This is a genomic window from Amycolatopsis benzoatilytica AK 16/65 (genome assembly GCF_000383915.1).
GTDB classification, from domain to species: Bacteria; Actinomycetota; Actinomycetes; order Mycobacteriales; family Pseudonocardiaceae; genus Amycolatopsis; species Amycolatopsis benzoatilytica.
Genome location: NZ_KB912942.1, coordinates 2984139 through 3009038, shown reverse-complemented (window position 1 = coordinate 3009038; position 24900 = coordinate 2984139). Strand labels below are relative to the sequence as shown.

The window sequence follows — 24900 nt, the reverse complement described above, 5'->3', positions numbered from 1 at the left end:
ACGCTCGCGGAGCGGGCCGACCTGGAGCGCATGCTCGCCGACCTGCACGACCGGTCGCTGGTTTCGTGGGGCATTGACCTGCCGCTGAATTACACCGCTCAATCCTCGCTGTACCAAGGAATCCAGGCGATCGGCGACGAACGGACCAGGCAGGAAGCCCTAGCCGGGCTCGACCGGCTCGACCGGGCGCGGGCGCGCGTGGCCGAGGCGGCGGGCGACGCGGGCGCGTTGCTGACCGCGCTCGCGGAACTGGACGACGACGTCACCGCGGTGACCGGCAGCGCGCCGAGGCAGCGGCCCGGCGAGATGTACGCGGGCCGGACTCCGTGCTATGAGGACACGATCCGGGACCTGGACCTCAGTTTCGGCGCGGGGCTGCTGGACGGCTTCGGGCCCGCCCTGACCCGGATGGCCCACCTCGCGCGCTGGCTTACCGCGGAACTCGCCGCCGCCGTCCGAAGCGGACTGACGCGGCTGCACGCCGATCTGGCCGAGGACAGCGGCGGACACGAGGTCCCCTTCGGACAGTTGTGGTATCTCGCGCGCGGCGTGCTCTTCGGTCCGGACCACGGGCCGGTCGCGGCCGTGCTGGCCGAGTTTTCCCGGCAGTGGGCGGCGTTGTTCGCGCTCGACACGCTGCCCGAGGACGTCCGTGAGGTGCACTGCGACAGCGCCCGCCTCGACGTTGAAACGCTGTTCCCGGCCGACCGGCCCGGCTGGGCCGGAGCCCGGTTGCACAGCCCGGATCTCCAGCTGTGCGCGGAAAACCTGGCCGCGCTGCGCCGGGGGGACTTCTTCGCCGTCCTCGGCGAGCTGCACGTCTCGTGGCCGACGTTCGACTCCGGGGTCACCGTCCGCGTCCACCCCGATCCCGAGCAGCTGCGCGCCGACCTGCGCACCGACATCGGTTCCGGCCGGATGCTGCCGTTGTTCCCGCCCACCTGGCCGCGGGTGACCGCGCGGGTCGCCCGCTGCCTGGAGAACGCCGACGACCGCCAGCTCGGCTTCGTCGCCGCGCCCGGCGCGGATCCCGAGCGGCTGGTCCGGATCGCGGGGCTGACCGTCACCGAGCACGACGGCGAACTCCTCGTGCACGGCCCCGGCGGGTTCCGCCGTCCGGTGCTCGACTTGTTCTCCGAACTCCTGATGATGCGGGCGGTCGACGCGTTCCGCTCGGCCACCGCGCGGCCGCACACGCCCCGGATCACCGTGGACCGCCTGGTGGTGTGCCGGGAGAGCTGGCGGACGACCGTCGGCGAGACCGGGCTGTCCGGGGTCGCGGGCCACCGCGAGCAGTACCTGGCCGCCCGGCGCTGGCGGCGGGAACTCGGCTTGCCGGAACGGGTTTTCGCGAAGTTCGCCACCGAGGGCAAACCGCTCTACGTGGACTTCACCAGCCCGGTCTACGCGGCGGGATTCTGCTCCGCTCTGCGGGCCGCCGCTCGCGCCGGAAAGGACACGACACTGACGATCACCGAGTTGCTGCCCGGACCGGAGCACGCCTGGCTGCCGGACGCCGAAGGGCGGACCTATCTGTCGGAGCTGCGCGTTCAGCTGCGGGACCCGGGAGCGGGAGAATGACTCTCCTGCCACAGCGGGTGCTCGCCCACGCCCGGCAGCGGCCGGACGCGGTGGCGGTGCGCCAGTGGGACCGGCGGCTGACCTACGGCGAGCTCGCCACGGCGGCCACCGGTCTCGCCGCGGTCCTGCGCGCTCGCGGCGTCGGGCTCGAGACGCCGGTCGGGCTGTGCCAGCGCCGCACGCCGGACCTGATCGTCGGTCTCCTCGGGATCATGCTGGCGGGCGGGGTGTACCTGCCGCTGGAACTGTCCCACCCGCGCCACCGCCGCGACGCCATCCTCGCCGATGCCCGGCCGAAGCTGGTCCTCGTCGACGCGCACGGCGAGGAAGCCCTGGCGCACCACAGTATTCCGCGCCTCCGCCAGGAAGGTGCGGGGAAGGCGAGCCCGGTCGAGATCGCCCCGGGCAATCTCGCTTGTCTGATGTACACCTCGGGCTCCACGGGCGAACCGAAAGGCGTCGCGCTCGGACACGGCGGTCTCGCCGCGCACCTGGACGCCGCCGCCGAATGGGTCGGGCTGGACCCCGACGCCCGGGTCTCCGCCTTTGCCTCGTGCGGCTTCGACCTCTCGCTGCACGAGATCGGAGTCGCTCTTGCCTTTGGTGCGGAGGTGGCGCTCATTTCCGAGGCCGACCGCCTGGACCCGGTCCGGCTGCACGAATTCCTGCGTGCCCACGAGGTCTCCTACGCCAATCTGCCGGTTTCGCTGCTGCCACTGGTCGAACCGCACGGACTGCCCGCGTTGACGGTGCTCGGGACGGGATCGGAGGCGCCGGGGCCGGAGCAGGTCGCGCGGTGGACCGGGCCGGGCCGCCGGTTCCTCAACAGCTACGGACCGACCGAGGCCACGGTCATGGTGTCTTCCTTCGACGCCCGTGGAGAGTGGACGCGGCCGATCCCGATCGGCGGCGCGCTGGGGGAGCACGGGTTGCACGTGGTCGACGAGAGGCTGCGCCTGGTGCCCGCCGGCACCCCCGGCGAGCTGCTCATCAGCGGCGCGGGGCTCGCTCGCGGCTACCTCGGGCGGCCCGGGCTGACCGCGCAACGGTTCATCGCCGATCCGTTCGGCAGCGGCGGGCGGGCGTACCGCACCGGCGATCTCGTGCGCCGCACCGGCAGCGGGGACCTGGAGTTCCTCGGCAGGCTGGACCGCCAGGTCAAGATCCGCGGCCAGCGGGTGGAACTCGGCGAGATCGAGACCGCGCTGCGAGCGCACCCGGGGGTCCGGCACGCCGTCGTGGACACGGTTCGCGGCGCGGTGGTCGCGTTCTGCGTCCCGGAGACGGTGGAGCCGTCGGCACTGCGGGAGTACTGTGCGGGCCGGCTGCCCGCCGCGATGGTCCCGACGCGGGTGTTCTGCCTGCCCGAATTTCCGCTGCTGGCCTCGCACAAAGTCGATCTGAGCCGGCTTCGCGAGCTGGCCGCCGCCGGCCCCGGGCCGGTCGGTGCCCCGGATGAGCCGCTGCCCGCGGCGGTGGCCCGCGTGTGGCAGCGGATGCTCGGCGTAGGAGAGGATTTCTTCGACGCCGGCGGACATTCCCTGACCGCGATGACGATGACCGCGGCCCTGCGCGCCGAAGTTGGCCGCGACGTCGGGGTCGGCGACATCTACCGAGGCCGGACCCTCGCCGGGCTGATCGAACGCGTCGAACGAGCCGCGCGCACCGACGAGATCGAGCTGACCACGGGACATCCGCCGGAACTCTCGCCAGGACAGCGCCGGCTGTGGTTCCTCGACCGGCTGGCGCCCGGCTCAGCCGCGTACAACACGCCGCTGGCCCGCCGGCTGCGCGGACCGGTCGATCCGGTGAGGTTGCAGGCCGCGCTGAACGCCGTCCTCGCCCGGCACGAGGTGCTGCGGTGGCGGTTCCCGGCCGACGGCGGCCTGCCCCGGGCGGTGGCCGACCCGCCGTCCGCACTGCCGCTGCCGGTCGTGGACTTGTCCGCCGATCAGCTCCAGCCGGAGCTGGACGCGGAAGCGACCGCGCCGTTCGACCTGGCGAGCGGGCCGCTGGTGCGGGCGAAGCTGCTGCGCCTCGCACCCGATGACCACGTCCTCGCGATCACCTTTCATCACGCGGTGTTCGACGGATGGTCGCTCCAGCCGTTCTGCCGCGACCTTTCCGCGGCCTACACGGGCGAACTGGCGCCGCTGCCGGTCGGCTACGCCGACTACCCGGCCTGGCGGAGCGAACGCGACCGGCGTCGCTCGGCCGAGGACCTGGCCTGGTGGCGCGAACATCTCTCGGACGCGCCGACCGTCCTCGACCTCCCCCGAGACCACTCCCGTCCGTCAGCGCAGGCACACCGGGGAGCGCTGGTCCGGGGTCGGCTCGACCCGGAGGTTTCCGCCGCGGTCGAAGAGCTGGCGGCCAACCTGGACACGACGTCCTCGGTGGTGTTGTTCGCGGCGTTCGCCGAACTGCTGCACGGCGTCACCGGACGCGACGACCTCGTGCTGGGAACCCCGGTCGCCGACCGGGGACACGTGGCGTTTCACGATCTGGTCGGCTTCTTCGTCGAGATCGCTCCGCTGCGGTGCCGCGCCGACGACGCGCGGAGCTTCGCGGACACGGTTCGCGGCGCGGCCGCCGAGTTCGTGGCCGCCCTCGCGCACCCGGCCGCACCGCTGGAGCGCATCATCGCCGAACTGCGGGTGCCCCGGGAATCCACTCGCGGACCGCTCGTGCAAGTGCTGTTCAATGTTTACGGCTTCGCGCCCGGAGAACTCGTCCTGCCGGGGGTCGCCACAGAGACCCTGCCCGCCGGACAGCCCGGCTCCGCGTTCGACCTGACCGTCTACGTGGAACGCCACGCGGACGGGTTCGGCGTCGAACTCCTCTACGACCCTGCGCTGTACGAATCCGACCGGATCGACCGGCTGCTCGCCGCGTACCTCGAATGGATCGCCGCGTTGACGGCCACCGGCGAGAAGCCCCCGCTGGATCCGATGCTCAGCCGGGGAATCCGCGAGATCCCGGCGACTCAGCTGCCGGAGGCGGATCACGGCGCGTGGTCGGACACCGAACGAGAACTGGTCCGGATGTGGGCCGAAGTCCTGGACGGGCGCACAGCCGGGATCTCCGACAATTTCTTCGACCTCGGCGGGACTTCGTTCGCCCTGATCGTCCTGCACGGACGGATCGAACGGCGATGGGGCAGCCGTGCTCGGCTCGTGGACCTGTTCCGCTATCCCACCGTGCGCGCGTTCGCCGCGTTCCTGGACGGCCAGGCCGCGGACACCGCACTCGAAGCGGCCGACCGGCGAGCCCGCGCCCGCCGGACCCGAGCCCAGACCAGAGGAGGGCGGTCATGGGCCTCCCGATAACGCTCGTCTTCCCGCCCGCGGCGGATCCTTCGCTGCCGCACGGCGCGCTGCCGCTGCTCGGCGCCGTGCTCCGGCGCGGCGGGTACGACGAGGTCGAACTCCGAGATCTCAACCTGGAGGCATTCGACCACCTGCTGAGGCCGGAACCGCTCGCGAAGGCCGCGGACGGCGGCGCCGCCGAAGTCGTCGCGAACATCACCGAGTCCCGGCGGATCCTGCGTGATCCGGCCGACTTCTACGATCCGGCGAAACTGCTGTACGCCAAGCGGATCTTCCACCTCGCCGGCGACCTGATCACCGCGGGTGCACCGGATTCGCGGTTCGGCAAGTACTCCTACTCGCAGGCGGCCTACGACAGCTACGAGGAGGTCGCGCATGCGGTCGACACCGAGACCGGGCCGCTCGCGGGCTACTTCCGCGACGTCGCCGTTCCGTCGCTGCTGGCGCGGAAACCGCGGCTGATCGGGCTTTCGGTGCCGTACTTCTCGCAGCTGATCCCGGCGTTCCTGCTCGCGGAGGAGATCCGCAGGCAGGACCCGGGCGTGCACGTCACGGCGGGCGGGCCGGTGATCACCTGGGGGCGGGAAGTGCTCACCGCCGACGCCCGGTTCCGCCGCTGGCTCGACTCGTTCCTCGTCGGCGAGGCGGACGAGACCCTGCTGCACTTCGCGGAAGCCCTTGCCGGAGAACGTGATCCGGACTCAGTGCGCAACATCGTGCGCTACGCCGGCGGCGCGGTCCGCGAGCAGCTCGACCCCGGCTACCAGCTCAACCTGGACTGGCTGCCCGCCCCGGACTTCACCATGCTGCCGCTGAACGACTACTTCGCGCCCAAGCGGGTCATCTGCATGATGCCCACGCGCGGCTGCTACTTCAACCGGTGCGCGTTCTGCAACTACGCCTTCATCAAGATCGCGCCTTACCGGATGCGCTCGCCGAAGCTGATCGCCGAGGACGTGGCGTCCGTGGTCGCCTCGACCGGCGAGGACGTGTTCTCCTTCGAGGCGGACGTGATGCTGCCCGCCCACCTGCGGTCGCTGTCGGAGGCGTTGCTGGAACGGCAGGCGAACATCAGCTGGCACGGGGTCGCGCGGTTCGAGAAGGGCTTCACCCCGGAAGTGTTCGCGACCATGCGCGAAGCCGGGTGCGTGCGGCTCTACATGGGACTGGAAAGCGCGAACGAACGCGTGCTCAAGGCGATGGACAAGGGCACCACCCCGCAGCGGATGACCGACATCCTCGCGATGTGCCACACCGCCGGAATCTCCGTCGAGGCCGGGGTGTTCAGCGACTTCCCGTCGGAGACCGCGGCCGAGGCGGAGGACACCTACCGGTTCGTCCGCGACCACCGGCACGTGATCGGCCGCGCCGACGCGGGCACGTTCCGGCTGCTCAAGGGCGCGCCGATCGCCGACGAGCCCGAGCTGTACGGGATCACCGTCAAGGACGACCGGGCGCGGCGCTGGTACCACCTCGACTACGAGGAGAACAGCGGCGCCTCCACCGGGCTGGCCGAGCGGATCCAGCGGCTCTACCCGGAGGTCGCGCTGATCGACGTGCCGGAGGACATCCTCTACACCGCCCGGTTCGGCCCCAACGTGTTCCGGAAGTTCTTCGACGGCGGCGCGGAACCCGCCGAGCCGCTCGCCGCCGAGGCGAAACTGTCGCTGGCTGAAGGCGTCGTCCTGCACCGCGTCCTGGTGGCGAACTCCGGCGCGGTGCACTTCGACGACGACACCGGCTCCGCGCACGCGGGCTTCGAACGGTCTCACCTGGCGATCACGATCGCGCTCGACCGCAACCGTGCCCGCGTGCACCCGTTGGGGGACAACGAGGAGACGGTCCTGCGCAGGCTGGCCGAGGGCGACGCGCGGGCCGGCGAACTGCATTCCGCTGTGGACACGTTGGTGGCGAAGGGGCTGGTGACAGTTCGGGACGACGCCGGTGCCTGAACCGGACACCCGGGGGCCGGGCGGCTACCTGTGGTGGCTGGTGCGCCGCCAACCGGCCCGGGTGCTGTGCGGCGGGCTGGTCAGCGCGGCGTGGATGGGCTGTCTGATGCTGCCGCCGTACTTCCTGTCGCGCGCCGTCGACGAAGGACTGCGCGGCGGGAGCATGGCGGCGCTGCTGGGCTGGGCGGCGGCGATCCTGGGCGTCGGCGCGATCAACGCCGCGCTGGAGACGGTGCGGCACCGCACCATGACGCAGGTCCGGATGGACGCCTCCTTCCGCACCGTGCGGGCCTTGACTCGCCAGGCCGTCGACGTCGGCGCGACCCTGCCGCGGAAGGTCTCGGCGGGCGAGGTCGTCAGCATCTCGGCGACCGATGTCATGCGGATCAGCTGGGCGTTGACGGTGACCGGTCCCGGTCTGGGCGGCGTCGTGGCCTTCGCGGTGGTCGCGGTGCTGCTGTTTTCGGTGTCGCCGACGCTGGCGCTCGTGGTCTTGCTCGGGGTGCCGCTGCTCGTGGTGCTCACCGGACCGCTGCTGAGACGGCTCCAGCACGTGGAGACCGAGTACCGGCGGCAGGAAGCCGCGCTGACGACCCGGGCCGCCGACATCGCCGGAGGACTGCGGGTCCTGTGCGGGATCGGCGGAAAGGACCGGTTCGCGGGCGGCTACCGCCGTGCTTCGCAAGCGCTGCGCACCGAGGGCAACCGGATCGGCGCGGTGATCAGCTGGATCCAGGCGCTCGGCGTCGGCCTGCCCGCGCTGTTCCTCGGCGCGGTGACCTGGATCGCGGCCCGGATGGCGGCCGCCGGGGAGATCACGGTCGGCGAGCTGGTCGCCGTCTACGGCTACGTCGCCGTGCTCGTGGTGCCGGTGTCCTCCTTCATCGAGGGCGCGGGCGACCTCAGCCTGGGTCTGGTGGCGGCGCGGCGAGTGGTGCGGATTCTGCTGCTGCGCCCCCAGGTCACCGACCGTCCCGACGCGCGTTCGGGACCGCCGGGACCGGCGTCGATGGCCGACCGCGCCTCCGGGCTCGAGGTGCGCGCGGGGGAGTTGCTGGTGCTCGCGACCTCGGCGACGGCCGAAGCTGTCACGGTCCTCGAACGACTCGCCCGGCTCACCGACGCGGACGTTCGGTGGGGCGATGTCCCCCTCGGTGCGGTCGCACTGGCCGAGGTCCGCCGCCGGGTCGTGCTGAGCGATGTCGACGGGTATCTGTTCGCTGGCCCGCTGCGCGAAACCCTGGCCACGAGCCGCGACGACGACGCGATCACCGCGGCGCTGCGGATCGCGGCGGCGGAAGACGTGGCGGCCGCGCTGCCGGACGGTCTTTCCTCCACAGTGGACGCCAAGGGCTGGAGCCTGTCCGGCGGCCAGCGGCAACGGCTGCGGCTGGCCCGGGCAGTTCTCGCGGACGCGGACGTCTTGCTGCTGGTCGACCCCGCGGCGGCGGTGGATGCGCATACCGAGTCGCTGATCGCCGAGCGGCTGCGGGCCGCGAGGAGGGGGCGGAGCACGGTGGTGGTGAGCACTTCGCCGCTCTTGCTGACGAAGGCGGATCGGGTCGCCTTCCTGGCGGACGGGCGTGTGGTCGCGGCGGGTTCGCATTCGGACTTGGTTGGTCGCGTGCCGGCGTACCGCGCGCTGGTCGCCCGCGGAGGCATGGGATGAGCGGCGGGTCGCTGCCGGTGGCGGACAGCCGCGCGGTGCGTCGCGAGAGCCTGCGGCTTCTGCGCGCCGACCCGGGCGCCGTGACCGTGATCGTCGTCCTGAACTGCGCGGCGGCAGTGCTCGGGCTGGCTGCCCCGTGGCTGGTCGGCGAGATCGTCGACCGGGTGAGCGCGGGCGCCACCGGGTCCGCGGTGGACCTCTTGGCGGTGGCGATGGTGGCCTTCGCGGTGGCACAGCTGCTGGTCACCCGGTTCGCGCGGTACGCGGCGTTCCGGTTCGGGGAGCGGTCGCTGGCCAGTCTGCGCGAGCGGTTCGTGGACGACACGCTCGCCCTGCCGGTGCCGGTGGTGGAACGCGCCGGGGTCGGCGACCTGGTCACCCGAGGCTCCAGCGACGTCGCGCAAGTCGGCGGCACGCTGCGCGACGCGATCCCGGACTTGTTCGTCTCGGTGGTGCAGGCTGTGTTCATCCTCGGCGCCGTTTTCGCGTTGCATCCGCTGCTCGGCCTGTGCGCGCTGGCGGGTCTTCCGCTGATGTGGTGCGTGACGCGCTGGTACCTCAACCGGTCCCGCACGGCCTACCTCGCCGAGGGAGAGGCGAACTCGGCGCTCGCGGACGCCGTGGCCGCGACCGCCGAGGGCGCCCGCGCCGTCGAGGTGTTCGGCCTGCAGCAGCAGCGGATCGACGCTACCGAACGCGCGATCGATTCCTCGTACGCCGCGAGGATGCGGACGCTGTCGCTGCGAACGGTCTTCATCCCGGGAACAGTGTTCGCCCACTCGATCCCGGTTGCGGTGATCCTCGTCGCGGGCGGCGGCGCGCACCGGGCCGGGCTGCTCAGCCTCGGCGCGGTGATCGCGGCCGGACTGTACCTGTGGCAGCTCGTGGACCCGCTGGACCACGTGCTGTTCTGGTTGGAGCAACTGCAAAGCAGCGGAGCGTCCCTCGCCAGGATCAAGGGCGTCGCCGAAGCCGCGGCCGGCGACGAACCGGCCGCCGCCGTCCCGGTCGACAACCGGATCGAGGTCAAGGGCCTGTGCTACGCCTACCACGGCACCGCCGACGTCCTCCACGACCTGGACCTGACGGTGCACCCCGGCGAACGGCTGGCCATCGTCGGCCCGTCCGGCGCGGGCAAGTCCACTCTGGGCCGCTTGCTGGCCGGGATGGACGCTCCGAGGGCGGGCAGCGTCACCGTGGGAGGCGCCGAGGCGCACCGGCTCGCCCCCGGCCGGGCGCTGCTGGTCACCCAGGAACACCACATATTCGTCGGCACCCTCCGGGACAACCTGGCGATGGCGGCGCCCGCAGCCCCCGACGAGCGGCTCGCCTGGGCGCTGGATGCGGTCGGCGCCACCTGGGCGCCGGCCTTGCCGGACGGCCTCGACACCGAACTGGGCGATCCGGCACGCGGCGACAGCTCGCTCGATCCCGCTCAGGCACAGCAGATCGCGCTCGCCCGGGTCCTGCTGGCCGACCCGCACACGGTGGTCCTCGACGAGACCACCGCGATGCTCGACCCGAACGCGGCACGGCGGGTCGAACGCGCCCTCGCCGCGGTCCTGCACGGCCGGACGGTCATCGCTATCGCGCACCGGCTGCACACCGCCTACGACGCCGACCGCGTCGCGGTGCTGGAGCACGGCAGGCTCACCGAACTCGGCAGCCACTACGACCTCCTTGCCGCGCGGGGAACTTACGCCGCGTTGTGGCAGTCATGGCGCAGCTGAAGCCGAACCTCCGCGGACCCCCGACAGCTCCGCCTCGATCAGGTCGGCAGCCCGCCCGGTCCCGCCTTCCGCCATCAGCTCCCGGCGGACCTGCGCCAGCCGAGCGGGCACTTCCGGCGCTCCCACCAGCTCCAGCAAGTTCTGCCGCAGCACGGCCGCAGTCGCGTCGCCCGGGTCGATCCTGCGGCCGACGCCGAGCCGGACCAGCGCGTCGGCGTTGTCCGGCTGGTCGGTGTGCGGGTCCTGCGGGACGGCGATCATCGGCACCCCGTGGAACAGCGCCTCCACGCAGCCGCCCATCCCGCCGTGGGTGACGAACGCGGCGGCCTTCTCCAGCACCGCCATCTGCGGCACCCAGTCCCGTACCTCGACGGTGCCGGGCAGTTCGCCGAGCGCGGCCGGATCGACGTGTTTGCCGACCTGGAGCACCACGTGCCAGCCCGGCAGATCGCCGAACGCCGTGACGCATTCGCGGTAGAACCCCGGCTGACTGGTGAACGTGGATCCCAGCGACACGAGCAGCACTCGCTCAGCCCCGGCAGGCGCCTGCCACGCGGGTGCCGTCGAACGGGAACCGAAGCAGGGGCCGACGAAGGTGGTCCGCCGGGCGTCCACCCGGTCGGGGTTCGGCTGCAGCACCCGGGGGATCAGGGCCAGCTCTCGGGCCGGGCGGCCCAGGTATCCGGACGGGATTCCGTTGTCGCGCAGCCATTCCGCCCACCGTTCGTAGTGGACGGAGAAGCGCGGAGAACGCCGTCGTTGTTCGAATTCGCGCAGGAGTTCGTCGTCGCCGCGGTCCGGGACGGAGTTCGGCGAGAACATCACGTGCGGCACCCGCCAGTGCTCGGCCAGCACCCGCACCGCGCCCACGCCCTGGTCGTAGAGGACCAGGTCCGGCCGGTCCCGGCCGAATGCCGTCCGCAGCTGCGGGATCATCGCGATCGCGTCGTCGAGGAACAGGTCCCGGTGCGCGATCTCGTCGGACGGCCAGTCCGTCCGGCCGTCCAGATAGGACAGCAGCGTGGACCGGTACGGCACGAAGTCCGCGCCGGCCGCCGTGATCACGTCGGCGAACGCGGGATCATTGGCATAGCTCACCCGGTGTCCGCGGCCGACGAGTTCCCGGATCACCTCCAGGCTCGGCAGCACATGGCCGTGCGACGGCAGATTCACCATGCAGAGGTGCGTCACGACAACCCCAGCCGGGACAGCGGCGCGTCGGGAGCGTCGACAGCGGCGGCGAGCAGCGCCCGAAGCTGGTCGAGCAGTCCGGCGGCGGTGGCGCGGTCGAACAGGTCGCTGGAGTAGTGCAGGTAAGCGTCCAGTTCGTTCGCCCGGGCCTGCTGGAACTCCAGGTACAGGTCGTGGTCGTGGGAGTCGGTGCCGATCGCGACCGGAAGTTCGTCACCCCGGTTCGCGCCGACCGGCAGGTCCTGGAGGGCCAGCTGGACCTGGAACAACGGATGCCGGTCCGGGGTCCGCGCCGCCAGCTCCGCCACGAGCCGGTCGAACGGCACGTCCTGGTTGGCGTACGCGGTCAGGTCCACCTCGCGCACCCGTGCCACCAAGTCCCGGAACGACGGGTCGCCGGAGGTGTCCGTGCGCAGCACCAGGCAGTCGGCGAAACACCCGACGAGATCGTCCAGCTCGGGGCGCGGCCGGCCGGCGATCGGGGTGCCCAGCGGCAGGTCGGTGGCACCGCTGAGGCCGGTGAGGAGGGCCGCCAGACCGGCGTGCAACACCATGAACAGGCTCGCCCCGCACTCCCGGGCCACGGCGGTCAGGCCCTCGCGCAGTCCGGCGTCGAATCGGCCGAGCACCGTGCCGCCCCGACCGGTCCGGACTGGCGGTCGCGGCCGGTCCGCGGGCAGCGGGATTTCCGGAGGCAGTCCGGCGAGCACCGACCGCCAGTGCGCGAGCTGATCGTCGGCTGGCAGTTCGTCCTGCCACACCGCGTAATCGGCATAACGGACCGGAAGCACTGGCCATGTCGGCGGCCCCCCGGCCCGTCGAGCGGCATACGCCTGCCGGAAGTCGCGGGACAGCACGTCCAGCGACCAGCCGTCCGCGGCGACGTGCGGAAGCACCAGCAGCAGGACCGGTGCCGCGCCGGTGACCAAGGAGACGTGCAGCGGCGGCTCCCGCGTGAGGTCGAACGGTTCGGCCGCCGCGTCCGAAAGCACCCGATCCAGGTCCGCCGCGGTCGCGGTCAGCCGCCGCAGGCAAGGCGGCGAAGGGGCCAAGATGCGTTGATACGGCTGGCCTTCGTGCACCTCGTAGACCGTCCGCAACGATTCGTGCCGCGCCACCAGGTCGGCCAGTGCGGCGGTCATCGCGGGCTCGTCCAGCTCCGGCAGCCGCAGGGCGAGCGGTAGCACCGTGGCAGCCGCCGGGCCGTGCAGCTGGTCCCGAGCCCAGAACCGGAACTGACTGTGCGACAACGGTACCCGTTCCGGAAGCGACCGGCGCTCCAGCGGTGCGGCCACGGCGGGCCGGGCCTGTTCCACCCGTGCGGCGAGCCCGGCCGCTGTCGGATGATCGAACAGCTCGCGCACCGTGAGCTCGACCCCGAGCAGGTCGCGGATCCGCGAGACCGCCCTCATCGCGAGCAGCGAATGACCGCCCAGGGCGAGAAAATCGTCGTCGACGCCCACGGTCGGCCGGTCGAGGGTGTCGGCGAAGACCTCGCAGAGCATCCGCTCGTGCGGCGTGCGCGAAGCCCGGCCGGCCAAGGCAGCGGATTGCTGGGGGACGGTCGGTCTTGGCAGTGCCGCACGGTCGATTTTGCCGTTGGCGGTGCGGGGGATCTGCGCCATCACCAGCAGCGCGGACGGCACGAGGTGGACCGGCAGCCGCGCCGCGAGCCCGGCCCGCACGGCCGCCGGATCCACCGCGGCGCCGAGCGCGGGCACGAGGTAGCCGATCAGTCGCCCATTGGCCGGCGCGACCACCGCTTGCGCGACGTCCGGGTGGTCGGTCAAGGCTGCCTCGACCTCGCCCGGTTCGATCCGGATCCCGTTGACCTTGACCTGGTCGTCAACGCGTCCCTCGTAGTGCAGGAGGCCGCCGGAATCCCAGCGGCCCAGGTCGCCGGTGCGGTACATCCGCGCGCCGGGCGGGCCGAACGGGCAGGCGGTGAACCGCTGCGCGGTCAGCCCGGGCCGGCCCGGATAACCCCGGGTGAGACCCGGCCCGGCGACGTAGACCTCGCCGACTTCTCCGGAGCCGACCGGGGACAGTCGCGAGTCCAGCAGGAACACTTCGGTGTCCGGAATGGGGCGGCCGATCGGTGCGACGGCGTGGCCCGAACCGGGGGAGCAGGGCCACAGTGTGACGGTGTCGGCGGCTTCGGCCGGGCCGTAGGTGTTCACCATCGCGCGGCCGCGCGCCCACGTCTCGATCAGCGTGCCCGGGCAGGCTTCGCCCCCGACCACCAGGGTGCGCACTCGCGGCAGGCTCCCCGCCGGGACGGTCGCCAGCACCGCGGGAGCGAGCTGCACGTGCGTGACCTCGTGCTCGGTGATCCACTCGGCCAGCGAAGGGCCTTCCAGGATGACGTCCGGAGCCGGCAGCAGCAGATGCGCGCCGGACAGCAACGCGGTGCACAGTTCGGAGATCGCCGCGTCGAAGCTCGGCGACGACAACTGGGAGACGGTGGAGCTGGCATCGACGGCGAACCCGTCGATCTGCGCGGCAGCCATGCTCGCGACCGCGGCGTGCGGGACGGACACGGCCTTCGGCGTGCCGGTCGAACCCGAGGTGTAGAGCACGAACGCCGAGTTCAGCGGCCGCGGCTCGACGCTCGGCGGCGTGTCCGGCTGCGCGGCAAGGGCCTGGGCGGTCGGAGGCTCGGCAAGGTTGAGGTGCGGAGTGTCCAGTTCCTGGTGCGCGAGGGTCAGTACCGGCTGGGAGTCGGCGAGCATGAACCGGATCCGCTCGGCCGGGTATCCGGTGTCCACCGGCAGCACCGCCGCTCCGGCCTTGAGCACTGCCAGAATCGCCAGCGGGTGGTCGGCTCCGCGCGGCACCGCGACGGCGACGGTGCGCTCCGGGCCCGCGCCGCGGGCGATCAGCAAGTGTGCGAGCCGGTTGGCCGCCGCGTCGAGCTCCGCGTAGGTGTAGGAGACCCGCGCGTCAGAGACCGCGGGGCGGTCCGCGTGGCGTGCGGCGATCTGACTGAACCACTCGGCGACGGTCGGGGTGGGCCGGAGGATCCGATCGGGTTCGGCCGCTACCGTCAGCAGGGCCTGACGGAAGCGCGAGGCCAGCTCGGTCGCCGTCGCCGCGCTGATCACATCGGGCCGGTAAGCCAGCCGGACGCCGAGTTCGGCGCCGGGACGGACGGTCAGGTCGAGCGGGTAGTGGGTCGACTCCCGCCCGCCGACTCCGGCGTAGAAGGCGTCGCTGTCGCGGAGTTCCTGGGCGCCAGCGTAGTTCTCCACGACGGTGGCGGTGTCGAACAGCTCGCCGTGTCCGGCGAGCCGGTGGAGCTCGGCGAGGTCGAGGTACTGATGCTCGAACAGCTCCGCCTGCTCCCGCTGAAGCCGCCGCAAGAACTCGGCGAGCGGTTCGTCGGCGGCCAGCCGCACCCGCACCGGCAGCGTGTTGATCAGCAGTCCGATCAGTTCGTTCGCGGCGGGCAGCTCCGGGGGCCGCCCGGACACGGTGGTGCCGAACACGACGTCCGCGCGGCCGGTGTGCTCGGCGAGCAGAATCGCCCAGGCGCCTTGGACGGCCGTGTTGAGCGTGACGCCGAGCTGCCGTAGCCGCGCCGACAACCTGGCGTAGTCCTCAGTGGACAGTGCAGTCGTGATCTCGACCGGATCGGCGACGGCACGCCGATCAGCGACCAGCGTCGGACCGGCGAGGCCGTCCAGGGAAGACCGCCACGCCCGAACTGCCGCTTCGCGGTCCCGTCCGCCGAGCCAGTCGAAGTAGTCGCGCAGCTCCGCCGCCGACGCCCCGGATTGCCCGGTGTACCCGCGGCGAATCTCGTCCAGCAGCAACGGAATCGACCACCCGTCCAGCAGAACGTGGTGGTAGGTGAGCACCAGCCGGTTCCGTCCGCCGGGCAGCCGCACCAGCAGCGCTCGCACCAACGGCGGCCTGGTCAGGTCGAACGGCCGGGCCGCCGCCTCCTCGGCGAGCGCTTCCGCCGAGCCGCCGGCCCGCAGGTCGGCCTCGGCCCACTCCGGCTCGGTCAGCGCTGGGATCACCGCGACCGGCTCACCCGAGCTGACCGTCGGGAAAGCGGCGCGCAGGTGGGGATGGCGCGCCAGCACCGAGGCCACCGCCGCCCGCAGCCGCGAAGCTTCCACCTCGCCGGTGAGATCCACGCTGAGCTGCATGCGATAGAGATCGGCGTCGGCGCTGTCCAGGTTGGCGTGGAACACGAATCCCCGTTGCAGCGGCGTGAGCGGCAGGACGTCGGCGAAGCCCGGGTAGTCCGCCGCGATTCTGTCCACATCGGACTGGCGCAGCGGAACCAGCGGGAAGTCCGACGGCGTGTGCCCGCCGGTTCCGGGAGTCCGGGCGTGGTCGGCCAGCGCGGTCACCGAGCGGGTCCAGCACTCCGCCAGGTCCTGTACGTCTTCTTCGGACAGCAGGGCCGAGGCGCAGGTCCAGGTGGCGCCGAGGACGGGGCCGTCCGGGCCTTCGGTGACGTGCGCGTCGACGAGCAGCGGATGGCCCAGCGGCTGCCGGTTGCCGGAGCCGCCGGTGATCACCTCGGAGGTCAGCGCGTGGTAGTCGGTCACCGGAGCCCAGTCCGCTTCGGCGGACGGGGTGAACCGGCCGAGGTAGTTGAACGCGATCTGGGCCGCGGGGGCGGCGGCGAGGGTGGCCGCGGTGTCCGGGTTGAGGTAGCGCAGCAGCCCGTAGCCGATGCCCCGGCCCGGCGCGGAGCGAACCTGCTCCTTGACCCGGCGCAGGCACGCGCCCGCGTCCGCGCCGCCGGACCAGAGGTCGTCCCACTGGAGCGGACCGGGGTCGAGCCGCACCGGACGCATGCTGGTGAACCAGCCGACCGTGCGCGTCAGGTCGATCCCGTCATCGAGGTCTGCCCGGCCATGGCCCTCAACATCGACCCAGAATGCCTTGCGCGGCAGGCAGTTGCGCTCCCGCCAGTCAGCGACCGCGACGGCCAGCGCGGTGAGCAGGACGTCCTCCACGGAGGCGTGGAACGCCGTGCACACCGGGCCGAGCACAGCGCGAGTGGTGTCCACCGGCAGAGACACGGTGTGATGCGTCGCCGAGCCGAAGGTGTCCCGCTCCGGGTCCAGGCTCTCCGTGGTGATCACCGGGCCAGTGCCGGCCAAGACCGAGTTCCAGTACGGCAGCTCGGCCACCCGTCGCGTGGAGCGGGCTTCCTCGTGCAGTCGTGCGGCCCAGACGCGGAAGGAGGTCGGCACAGGTGGCAACGGCGTTCCTGGGGTCTCGCAGGCAGCGGCGAGATCGGACAGGAGGATCGGCCAGGACACGATGTCCACGGCCAGGTGGTGCACGACGAGCAGGAGGCTGCCCCGGCGGGCAGCTCCGGCATCGAACCAGACTGCCCGCACGATCACCCCTTGCTCCGGCGCGAGCGACGCACCCGCCGCCGCGGCCTCCTCCCGGATCAGCGCGTCGGCGTCCGGACCGGTGACGTCGACCCGGCGAAGGCAGTTGCCCGCACCCGGCTGGATGTCGATCGCCGCTCGCGTCCACCGCATCCGCAGCATCTCGTGCCGCGCGAGCACCTGCTCCAACGCGCCCGCCAGGCGCGCCTCGGTCAGCCCGGCGGGGGTGTGCACGAAGGCGGACTGACTGAACCGGCCGATGTCGCCGCCGGTCTCGGCCAGCCAGTGCATCACCGGGGTCAGCTGCACGGTCCCGCCGCTCGGCTCGCCGCCGGCCGGAACCCGCGCCACCGCGGCGAGTCCCGCCGGACTGCCGTGGCGGAACACCTCGCGCAGCGTGAATCCGAGCCCGGCGGACTGTGCCCGGGTCACCAGCTGGATCGCGGAAATGCTGTCGCCGCCCAGATCCAGGAATCCGTCGTCCGCGCCGACGCCGGTTGTGCCGAGCAGTTCGCCGAAGATCCGGCACAGCGTCGCCTCCCGCGCGGTGGCCGGGTGACGCGTCCCCTGCCGGACCGGCCGGGGCAGCGCGGCGCGGTCGATCTTGCCGTTGGCCAGCCGGGGCAGCTCGTCGAGCGCGACGACCGCACCAGGCACCACGGACTGCGGCAGCAGCTGGCCGAGATGCTCCCGGACGTCTGCTGCGTCGATTTTGGGGACCACGTACGCGATCAGGCGCTTCTCGACGGTGACCACGACGGCCTGTCCGACATCCGGATGCCTCAGCAGTGCCGCTTCGATCTCGCCGGGTTCCACCCGTACGCCGTTGATCTTCAGCTGGCCGTCCGTGCGGCCGTCGTAGTGCAGCGTGCCATCGGAATCCCAGTGCGCGAGGTCGCCGGTCCGGTACATGCGCGTGCCCGGCGGACCGTACGGGCAAGCGGTGAACCGCTCGGCGGTCAGCGCGGGCCGGCCGCCGTAACCGCGGGCGAGGCAATCTCCGGCCAGGTACAGCTCACCGGTGATGCCCGGCGGGAGCGGCCGCAGCGCCGAGTCCAGGACGAGGACGCGCACCCCTGGCATCGGCTTGCCGATCGCGGCGACAGCGGCGGCCGAGCCGGGCTCGCAGTCCCACAGCGTCGCCCAGATCGTCGCCTCGGTAGGGCCGTAGGCGTTCACCACCGTGCGGCCCGCACTCCACCGCTGCGCCAGTTCGCCCGGACACGCCTCGCCGCCGACGATCACTGTGCGGAGCCCGGCCGCCGATTCGGGCGGGATCGTGCCCAGCACCGTCGGCACCAGTTGAACGTGGCTGATTTCCGACTCGCGCAGCCAATCGCCGAGTCCGGCCCCGGCACGCGGCACGCCGGGACCCGGGATCACCACCGTCGCGCCCGCGGCGAGCGGCGCGAACAGTTCTGCCACCGAGATGTCGAACGCGGCCGAGGTGGTGTGCGCCATCCGGGCGTTCCGGTCGAGGCGGTAGCCGGGGACGAAGGCGGCGACGGCGTTCGCGACCGCGGCGCGCGTGGTGACGACCGCCTTCGGGGTGCCGGTCGAACCTGAGGTGTAGAAGAGAAACGCTGGATGCTGCGGCGTCGCGCGCTCAACCGGGCGCGTGTCGGGCTGATCGATCGCGCTCGGCAGAACGAGATGCGGACCGGGCACTCCGTCGAGTGTCGTCGCGGTTCCGAGAGTCAGCAGCGGGCGGGTGTCCTCGACCATGAACCGCCGGCGCTGCTGCGGATGGTTGAGGTCGAGCGGCAGCACGGCCGCGCCCGCCCGAGTGATCGCGAGCAGTGCGGTCAGGTAGTCCGCGGACGGCGGGATCGCCACTGCCACGGTCTTTTCCGGCCCCGCGCCGTGCTGGATCAGCAAGTGCGCCAGCCGGTTCGCCGCTGCGTCGAGTTCGCGATAGGTCAGCTGCCCCCGCACGTCGCGCACCGCGATCCGGCCGGGATCGGCCACCGAGACCGGATCGAACGGCGGGGCCGCCGACCGGGTGCCGAATCCGGTCGAGAGCAACGCCTGAGCGCGGTCGTCGGTCAGCAGCCGGACCGCTCCGGCGGGGCGCGAAGGCTGCACAGCGATCGCGGTCAGCAGGCGGAGGAAACTCTCGGCGATCTCGGTCGCGGTGTCCGCCCCGACCACGTCCGGCCGGTAGGCGAGTTCGACGGTCAGCTCGCGGCCAGGGATCACGTAGAGGTAGAGCGAGTAATGCGTCGACTCCTGCCTGGCGAACCCGGTGACCGCGAGTTCGCCGGCGCCGGCGCGACCGAGCCCGCCCAGGTCCGGGTAGCTCTCGACCACGGTCGCGGTGTCGAACAGCGCGCCGTGCCCGGCCGCGCGCTGGATGTCGGCGAGCCCGAGATACTGGTGTTCCAGCAGATCCGCCTGCTGGTCCTGCACCTGGCGCAACAGCCCGGCCAGCGGCTCGTGCGGCGAGCACCGGACCCGGACCGGAATCGTGTTGATCAGCAGCCCCACCATCCGGTCGGCGTGCTCCAGCTCGGCCGGTCGCCCGGAGACCGTCGTGCCGAACACGACATCGGGCTTTCCGGTGAGCCTGCCGAGCAGAACCGCCCACGCCGCTTGCACCGCGGCGTTGAGCGTCAGGTCCAGCCCGCGCAGCCGATCCCGGAGAGCGTCGAAGACCTCCGCCCGCAGCCGGGTGCCGACCTGTTCCGGCCGGACAGTGCGCGAGCGCAGCCGTTCCGGGGCGAGCAGGGTCGGGCCGTCGAGATCCCGCAACGCCTGCGCCCATGCCTTGGCCGCGACCGCATGGTCCTGTTCGGCCAGCCAGCGCAGGTAGTCGCGGTGGTCGGCGGCGGGCGGCAGCTGCGCGCCCGCGGCCAGCGCGAGCAGTTCGCGGAGGAGGATCGGGGTGGACCAGCCGTCCAGCAGCACGTGGTGCAGGGTCAGCAGCAGCCGCGACCGTCCTTCGCCCAGCCTCAGCAACGCGGCGCGCAACAGCGGCGGACGGGCAAGGTCCAGAGGCGCACGCAGCTCCTCGGCGGCGATCCGCTCGGCCTCGTGTTCTGCCAAGGAGCGATCCGCCTCGCGCCAACGCGGCGGGCGGTGCGCCGGGAGCACCTGCACGAGCTGGCCGTCGCGGGTGGCCGGGAACGCCGCACCGAGGTTCGGGTAGCGGCGGACCAGCGCGTCCATCGCGGCGCGAAGCCGGCCCGGATCGAGGTCGCCGTCCAGATCGAGCGCCAGCTGGACTCGGTAGTTGTCGTCGGTGTCGTAACTGCCGTGGAACACCAGGCCCTTTTGCAGCGGCGTCAGCGCCACGACGTCGACGAGGCCCGGGTAGTCGCGGAGCAGGCCGTCGACCTCGGCCTGATTCAGCCGCGCCAGCGGGAAGTCGGCGGGCGTCCGGCGGTCTCCGGCCAGCCGCGCCAGCCGGGCCGGGGTGCGGCGCAGGAACAGCTCGTGCGGCGTGAAGCGGACCCCCTTCGCCTGCGCCCGGCCGACCAGGGCGATCGCCAGCAGGCTGTCCCCGCCGAGCGCGAAGAAGCTGTCGTCGACTCCGACCCCGGCGAGCCCGAGCACCTCGGCGAACACCTGGCAGAGCACCTGCTCCGCCGAGGTGGTCGAGCGCGTGGTGGCCGTCGCGGACCGGACTGGGGCCGGCAACGCGGCGCGGTCGGTCTTGCCGTTGCGGGTGGTCGGGATCTCTTCCAAGACAACCAGGTCGGCCGGGACGAAAGCGCCGGGCAGCGTGGTCGCGAGCCCGGTCAGCACGCTCTCGACGTCCACTGTGGACCCTGGAGCGGGCACGACGTAGCCGATGATTCGTCGCCTTCCCGGCTCGTCTTCCCGCACGGCTACCGCCGCGCGCTCGATCGCCGGATCGGCGCGCAGGGCCGCTTCGACCTCGGCCGGCTCGATCCGCACGCCGCGGACCTTGACCTGCTCGTCGGCGCGCCCGCAGAAGTGCAGGATGCCGTCGGAGTGCTCGCGGACCAGGTCGCCGGTGCGGTACATCCGCGCGCCCGGCGGGCCGAACGGACAGGCCACGAACCGCTCGGCCGACAAGCCCGGGCGGCCGAGGTAGCCGCGGGCGAGTCCGGGTCCGGTCAGGTACAGCTCGCCGGGCTCGCCCGGTTCCACCGGGCGCAACCGCGTGTCGAGCACGTGCGCGGCGACGCCCGGCAACGGACGGCCGATCGGCGCCGTCGCCGTCGTCGCGCGACCGGGCCGGTGCCGCCACAGCGTCGCGACCACGGTGGCTTCGGTGGGTCCGTAGGTATTCCAGATCTCGCGGTCCGGCCCGGCCAGCCGATCGAGCAGATCGGCCGGGCACGGCTCGCCGCCGAAAATCAGCAGCCGCACCGACTCCAGATCCTGCGCTGTCCAGGCGGCGGCGAGAGCGGGCACCGTCGAGACCACGCTGATCCCGCGCTCCCGCAACCAAGTCCCTTCGACCGCTTCCCGGGCCGCCGGAACCAGGCACGCACCGCTGCGCCACGCCAGCCAGATTTCCTCGCAGGACCCGTCGAAGGCGACGGAGAGCCCGGCGAGCACCCGGTCGCCAGGCCCGAGCGGCCGACCCGCGCAGAACAGCCGCGCCTCGCTGTCGGCAAAGGACACCGCAGCGGAATGCGGCACGGCGACGCCCTTCGGCCGCCCTGTGGAGCCCGACGTGAAGATCGCCCAGACCTCGCCGTCCGCCCGGCTCCCGGTCGCGGGGCGCGGCTTGACCCGGCCGCCCTGCCGCACTACGGCTGCGACCTCGGCCTCGCTGAAGATCCGTTCGACACGTTCTTCCGGATCGTCGGCGTCCACCGGGACGTAGGCCGCGCCGGCGATGAGCACGCCCAGGATGGCGACGTACAGTTCGGCCGTGCCGGAGGGAACCCGCACCCCGACCCGATCTCCCGCGCCGACCCCGTGGCTTCGCAGGCGCTCAGCCAGGGCACTGGCCTGCTCGGACAGGGCGGAGTAGCTCAGCAACGCGGTTCCGTCGTCGAGCGCCGGAGCCTCCGGATGCCGCCGCGCGGTCTCGGCGAACACGTCCGCCAGCGTCCGTTCCTCCGCGCGGGAACCGTTGCGGGACGGCCTTTCCGGCGGCTTCTCGGGCCCGGCGGCGGCGATCCGGGCCGGGGTCCGCCGCCGGAACACGTCCCGCGGCGAGAAGGTCAGACCTGCCTTGCGGGCGCGGTTCACCAGCCGGATCGAGGACATGCTGTCGCCGCCCAGCGCGAAGAAGCTGTCCTCTGGCCCGGCCTCGGCCACCCCGAGCACCTCGGCGAACAGCTGGCAGATCAGCCCGACCGTGCCGGACGCCTCTCCGCCGCGGGGAGCCGTGGGCGCCGCGGGCGCGGGCAGCGCGCTCCGGTCGAGTTTGCCGTTGCGAGTGAACGGAATCGACTGCACCGCGACCAGCGCGCCGGGCACCAGTCCGCTGGGCAGGCGGTGCGCGAGGTCCGCGAGCGCCGCCTCGGTGTCCACAGCGGACCCGGCAACGTATCCGACCAGCCGTCCTTCGCGGAGCACGACCACGGCGTGCTCGACGTCCGGCCGCGCCAGCAGGGCGGCCTCGATCTCGCCGGGCTCGACCCGGATGCCGTTCACCTTGACCTGGTCGTCGGCGCGGCCCCGGAACTCCAGCAGCCCGTCGAAGCTCCACCTCGCGAGGTCGCCGCTGCGGTACATCCGCGCACCCGGCGGGCCGAACGGGCAGGCCACGAACCGCTCCGCCGACCGGCCCGGCTGGCCCAGGTAACCCCGGGCGACGCCGGACCCCGCGAGGTACAGCTCCCCGGTCACCCCCGGCGGCACCGGTTTCAGCGCCGCGTCCAGCACGTAGACCTGAGCGCCCCGATGCGGGCGGCCGATCGGCGCGGTCGGCGTCTCGGCACCGGGTTCGAAGTCCCAGAGCGTCGCGCTGACCGTCGCCTCGGTAGGGCCGTAGGCGTTGACGACCCGGCGCCCGTTCCGGTGCCATCGCGCCGCCAGTTCCGTCGGGCACGCCTCGCTGCCGACGAACACCGTGCGGACGGTTCGGAGCGATCCTTCCGGCAGGCTGGCGAGGACCGTCGGAGTGAGCAGCAGTTCGGTGACCGCCCGCTCGTCCAGCCACTTCGCCAGATTCTCGCCGGCTGTCGGAGCATCGGGGATCACCAGCGTCGCACCAGCGGCCACCGCAGCGCCGATCTCGGCCACGGAGGCGTCGAAGGCCGCGGAGGCGAGTTGCGCGACTCGTGACTCGCCCGTCAGGCCCAGCCGCCCGGCCCAGGTCGCGGCCAGCCGCGCCCACGATCCGCGCGTGGCCACCACGCCTTTCGGCTCGCCGGTCGAGCCGGAGGTGTGCAGCAGGTAGGCCGCGTTGTCGGGAACCGCCGGCCGGATCGTCGCCGCGATTGGCAGATCGTCCAGCGCGTCCAGCACGAGGGGGTCGCTTCCCGGCGGCAAGAGGTCCACTGTGGACGAGGTGGCCACGGTTGCCGTGGTGTTCGCCAGCAGCGTCGCGATTCGCGGTGGCGGGGTGTCGGCGTCGATCGGGGCGAACGCCGCTCCGGATCGGAGCACCGCCAGGACAGCAGTCAGATAGGCGGCGGACCGGGGCACGACGATCGCCACGACCTGCTCCGGACCGATCCCGCGGGCAGTCAGGACCGCGGCCAGGCGCTCGACCTGTTCGTGCAGTTCGGCGTAGGTCAACGTGGCGTCCGGCGCTTCCACGGCGGTGCGCTGCGGCGCGTTCCCGGCGTGCCGGGCGAGCAGGTCGGACAGCGGTTCCGGAGCCGCCGCGGGTTCGCCGGTGCTCCAGGCCAGCACCTCCGCCAGTTCGCCGTCGGCGTGCAGGGGGAGGTCGCGCAGCCGCGTGCCGGGCGCGTCCAGTGCCGCGGTGAGCAAACCGAGGTAGCGCCGGGTCAGCGCCTCGGCGCCGCTCCGCCGGAACAGATCCGTCCGGTACAGCAGCCATCCGTCCACAGCGGACAACTCAAGCGCGAGATCGGCGCGGGCCCACCCGTTGTGGACCGACTCGTGCCCCGACGACGGCACGTAGTTGAACGCGAGCCGGGACAGCCGGCCGAACCGGCCGGCCCCGCCGGCACTGAACTCCTCGGCGATCTCCTGGAACGAGATTCCCCTGTGCCGCAAGCCGTCGAACAGTGCTTCCCGCACCCGCGAGACCGCTTCGGCGAAGGTCAGTCCGGGGGGCAGCGCGACGCGCACGATCACCGTGTCGACGAACATCCCGATCACCGACTGCGTCGCCCGGTCACGGCTGGAGGCCGGCACCGCGATCGCCACGTCCGCGGTGCCCGACAGTCGCGCCAGCAGCACGTGGTGCGCGGCCAGCAGCACCATGAACGCCGTCGCGCGGAGTTCGCGGCCGACTGCGGTCACTCGGTCGAGGAAGCCGTCCGGCAAACGGAACGGCACTGCGGCGGCCTTGTGTCCCGGCACCGCGGGCCGAGGCAGATCCGTGGGCAGCAGGTTCTCGTCCGGCAGTTCGGCGAGCTGATCGCGCCAGTACGCCAGCCGCCGTTCTTGATCGCCGCTAGCGGAGCGCTGGCGCGCCGAGTAGTCGGCGTACTGCGTCGCCAGTTCCGGCAGCTCCGCCGGTCGTCCGGCCGCCGACGCCGCACACAGCTCGTCCAGCTCAGCCTGCAACAGCACACTCGACGTCGCGTCGAATACCGCATGGTGCACCACGAACAGCAGCCAGTAGTCCTCGTCAGCCAGACGAACGCATACCGCGCGCCACAGAGGTGCCCGATACAGGGGGAGCGGCCGAAGACTCAGCTCCCGCAGCAGGTCGCGAGCTGCCGCCTCGGCCGCTGCGCGCTCGCGTGCGCGCAGGTCGACGTGTTCGACGTCGAGCACCACCTCGTCGTGGACCGTCTGGTGCAGCACGCCGTGCTCGTCGGCGGCCAGCGAGGTGCGCAGGGCCTCGTGCCGGGCCGTCACGGTCGCGAGCAGTTCCTCGATCTTTTCCGGCGGCAATGCGACCGGCGGCAACGACATTGCCGCCGAGATGTGATAAGCGGGGGAATTCTGCTCGAATTGGCTGGCGAACCAGATCCGTTCCTGTTCGCAAGAGGCGGGACAGATCCGTTCGGCCAT

At 72.4% G+C, this 24900-nt stretch carries 7 protein-coding genes (1 of these 7 cut by a window edge); 5 read left to right on the top strand and 2 right to left on the bottom strand.

Features of this window, described 5'->3' with window-relative positions:
- The 5 genes in view from AMYBE_RS0113785 to AMYBE_RS0113765 are tightly spaced (each overlapping or abutting the next) and all read left to right on the top strand, a layout consistent with a single transcriptional unit that may run on beyond the window.
- Positions 1–1581, top strand: the 3' portion of a protein-coding gene (locus tag AMYBE_RS0113785) for a lantibiotic dehydratase (RefSeq protein ID WP_020659972.1). 723 nt of this gene lie to the left of the window's left edge; only the last 1581 of its 2304 coding nucleotides appear in the window; its start codon lies beyond the left edge, outside the window; it ends in the stop codon at positions 1579–1581.
- A complete protein-coding gene (locus AMYBE_RS41655; protein WP_034286978.1) occupies positions 1578–4910 on the top strand; it encodes a non-ribosomal peptide synthetase in 3333 nt (1110 codons plus the stop codon). Before AMYBE_RS0113785 ends, AMYBE_RS41655 begins: the two co-directional genes overlap by 4 nt.
- A complete protein-coding gene (locus AMYBE_RS0113775; RefSeq protein ID WP_020659971.1) occupies positions 4895–6862 on the top strand; it encodes a B12-binding domain-containing radical SAM protein in 1968 nt (655 codons plus the stop codon). Before AMYBE_RS41655 ends, AMYBE_RS0113775 begins: the two co-directional genes overlap by 16 nt.
- Positions 6855–8531 carry an ABC transporter transmembrane domain-containing protein gene (locus AMYBE_RS0113770; protein ID WP_020659970.1) on the top strand — a complete coding sequence of 559 codons (1677 nt, stop codon included), beginning with the start codon at positions 6855–6857 and terminating at the stop codon, positions 8529–8531. Before AMYBE_RS0113775 ends, AMYBE_RS0113770 begins: the two co-directional genes overlap by 8 nt.
- On the top strand, positions 8528–10261 hold the full coding sequence (locus tag AMYBE_RS0113765) for an ABC transporter ATP-binding protein (RefSeq protein ID WP_020659969.1): 1734 nt from the start codon (positions 8528–8530) through the stop codon (positions 10259–10261). The genes AMYBE_RS0113770 and AMYBE_RS0113765 overlap by 4 nt, the downstream gene beginning before the upstream one ends.
- On the opposite strand, the gene AMYBE_RS0113760 is transcribed toward AMYBE_RS0113765, so the two are convergent.
- Together AMYBE_RS0113760 and AMYBE_RS43360 are read right to left on the bottom strand one after the other, a co-directional pair.
- Complete coding sequence (locus tag AMYBE_RS0113760; protein WP_020659968.1) at positions 10247–11452, bottom strand: macrolide family glycosyltransferase; 1206 nt, start codon at positions 11450–11452, stop codon at positions 10247–10249. The genes AMYBE_RS0113765 and AMYBE_RS0113760 overlap by 15 nt on opposite strands.
- Positions 11449–24900: a non-ribosomal peptide synthetase gene (locus tag AMYBE_RS43360; RefSeq protein ID WP_020659967.1), complete on the bottom strand. Its 13452-nt coding sequence runs from the start codon at positions 24898–24900 to the stop codon at positions 11449–11451. The genes AMYBE_RS0113760 and AMYBE_RS43360 overlap by 4 nt, the downstream gene beginning before the upstream one ends.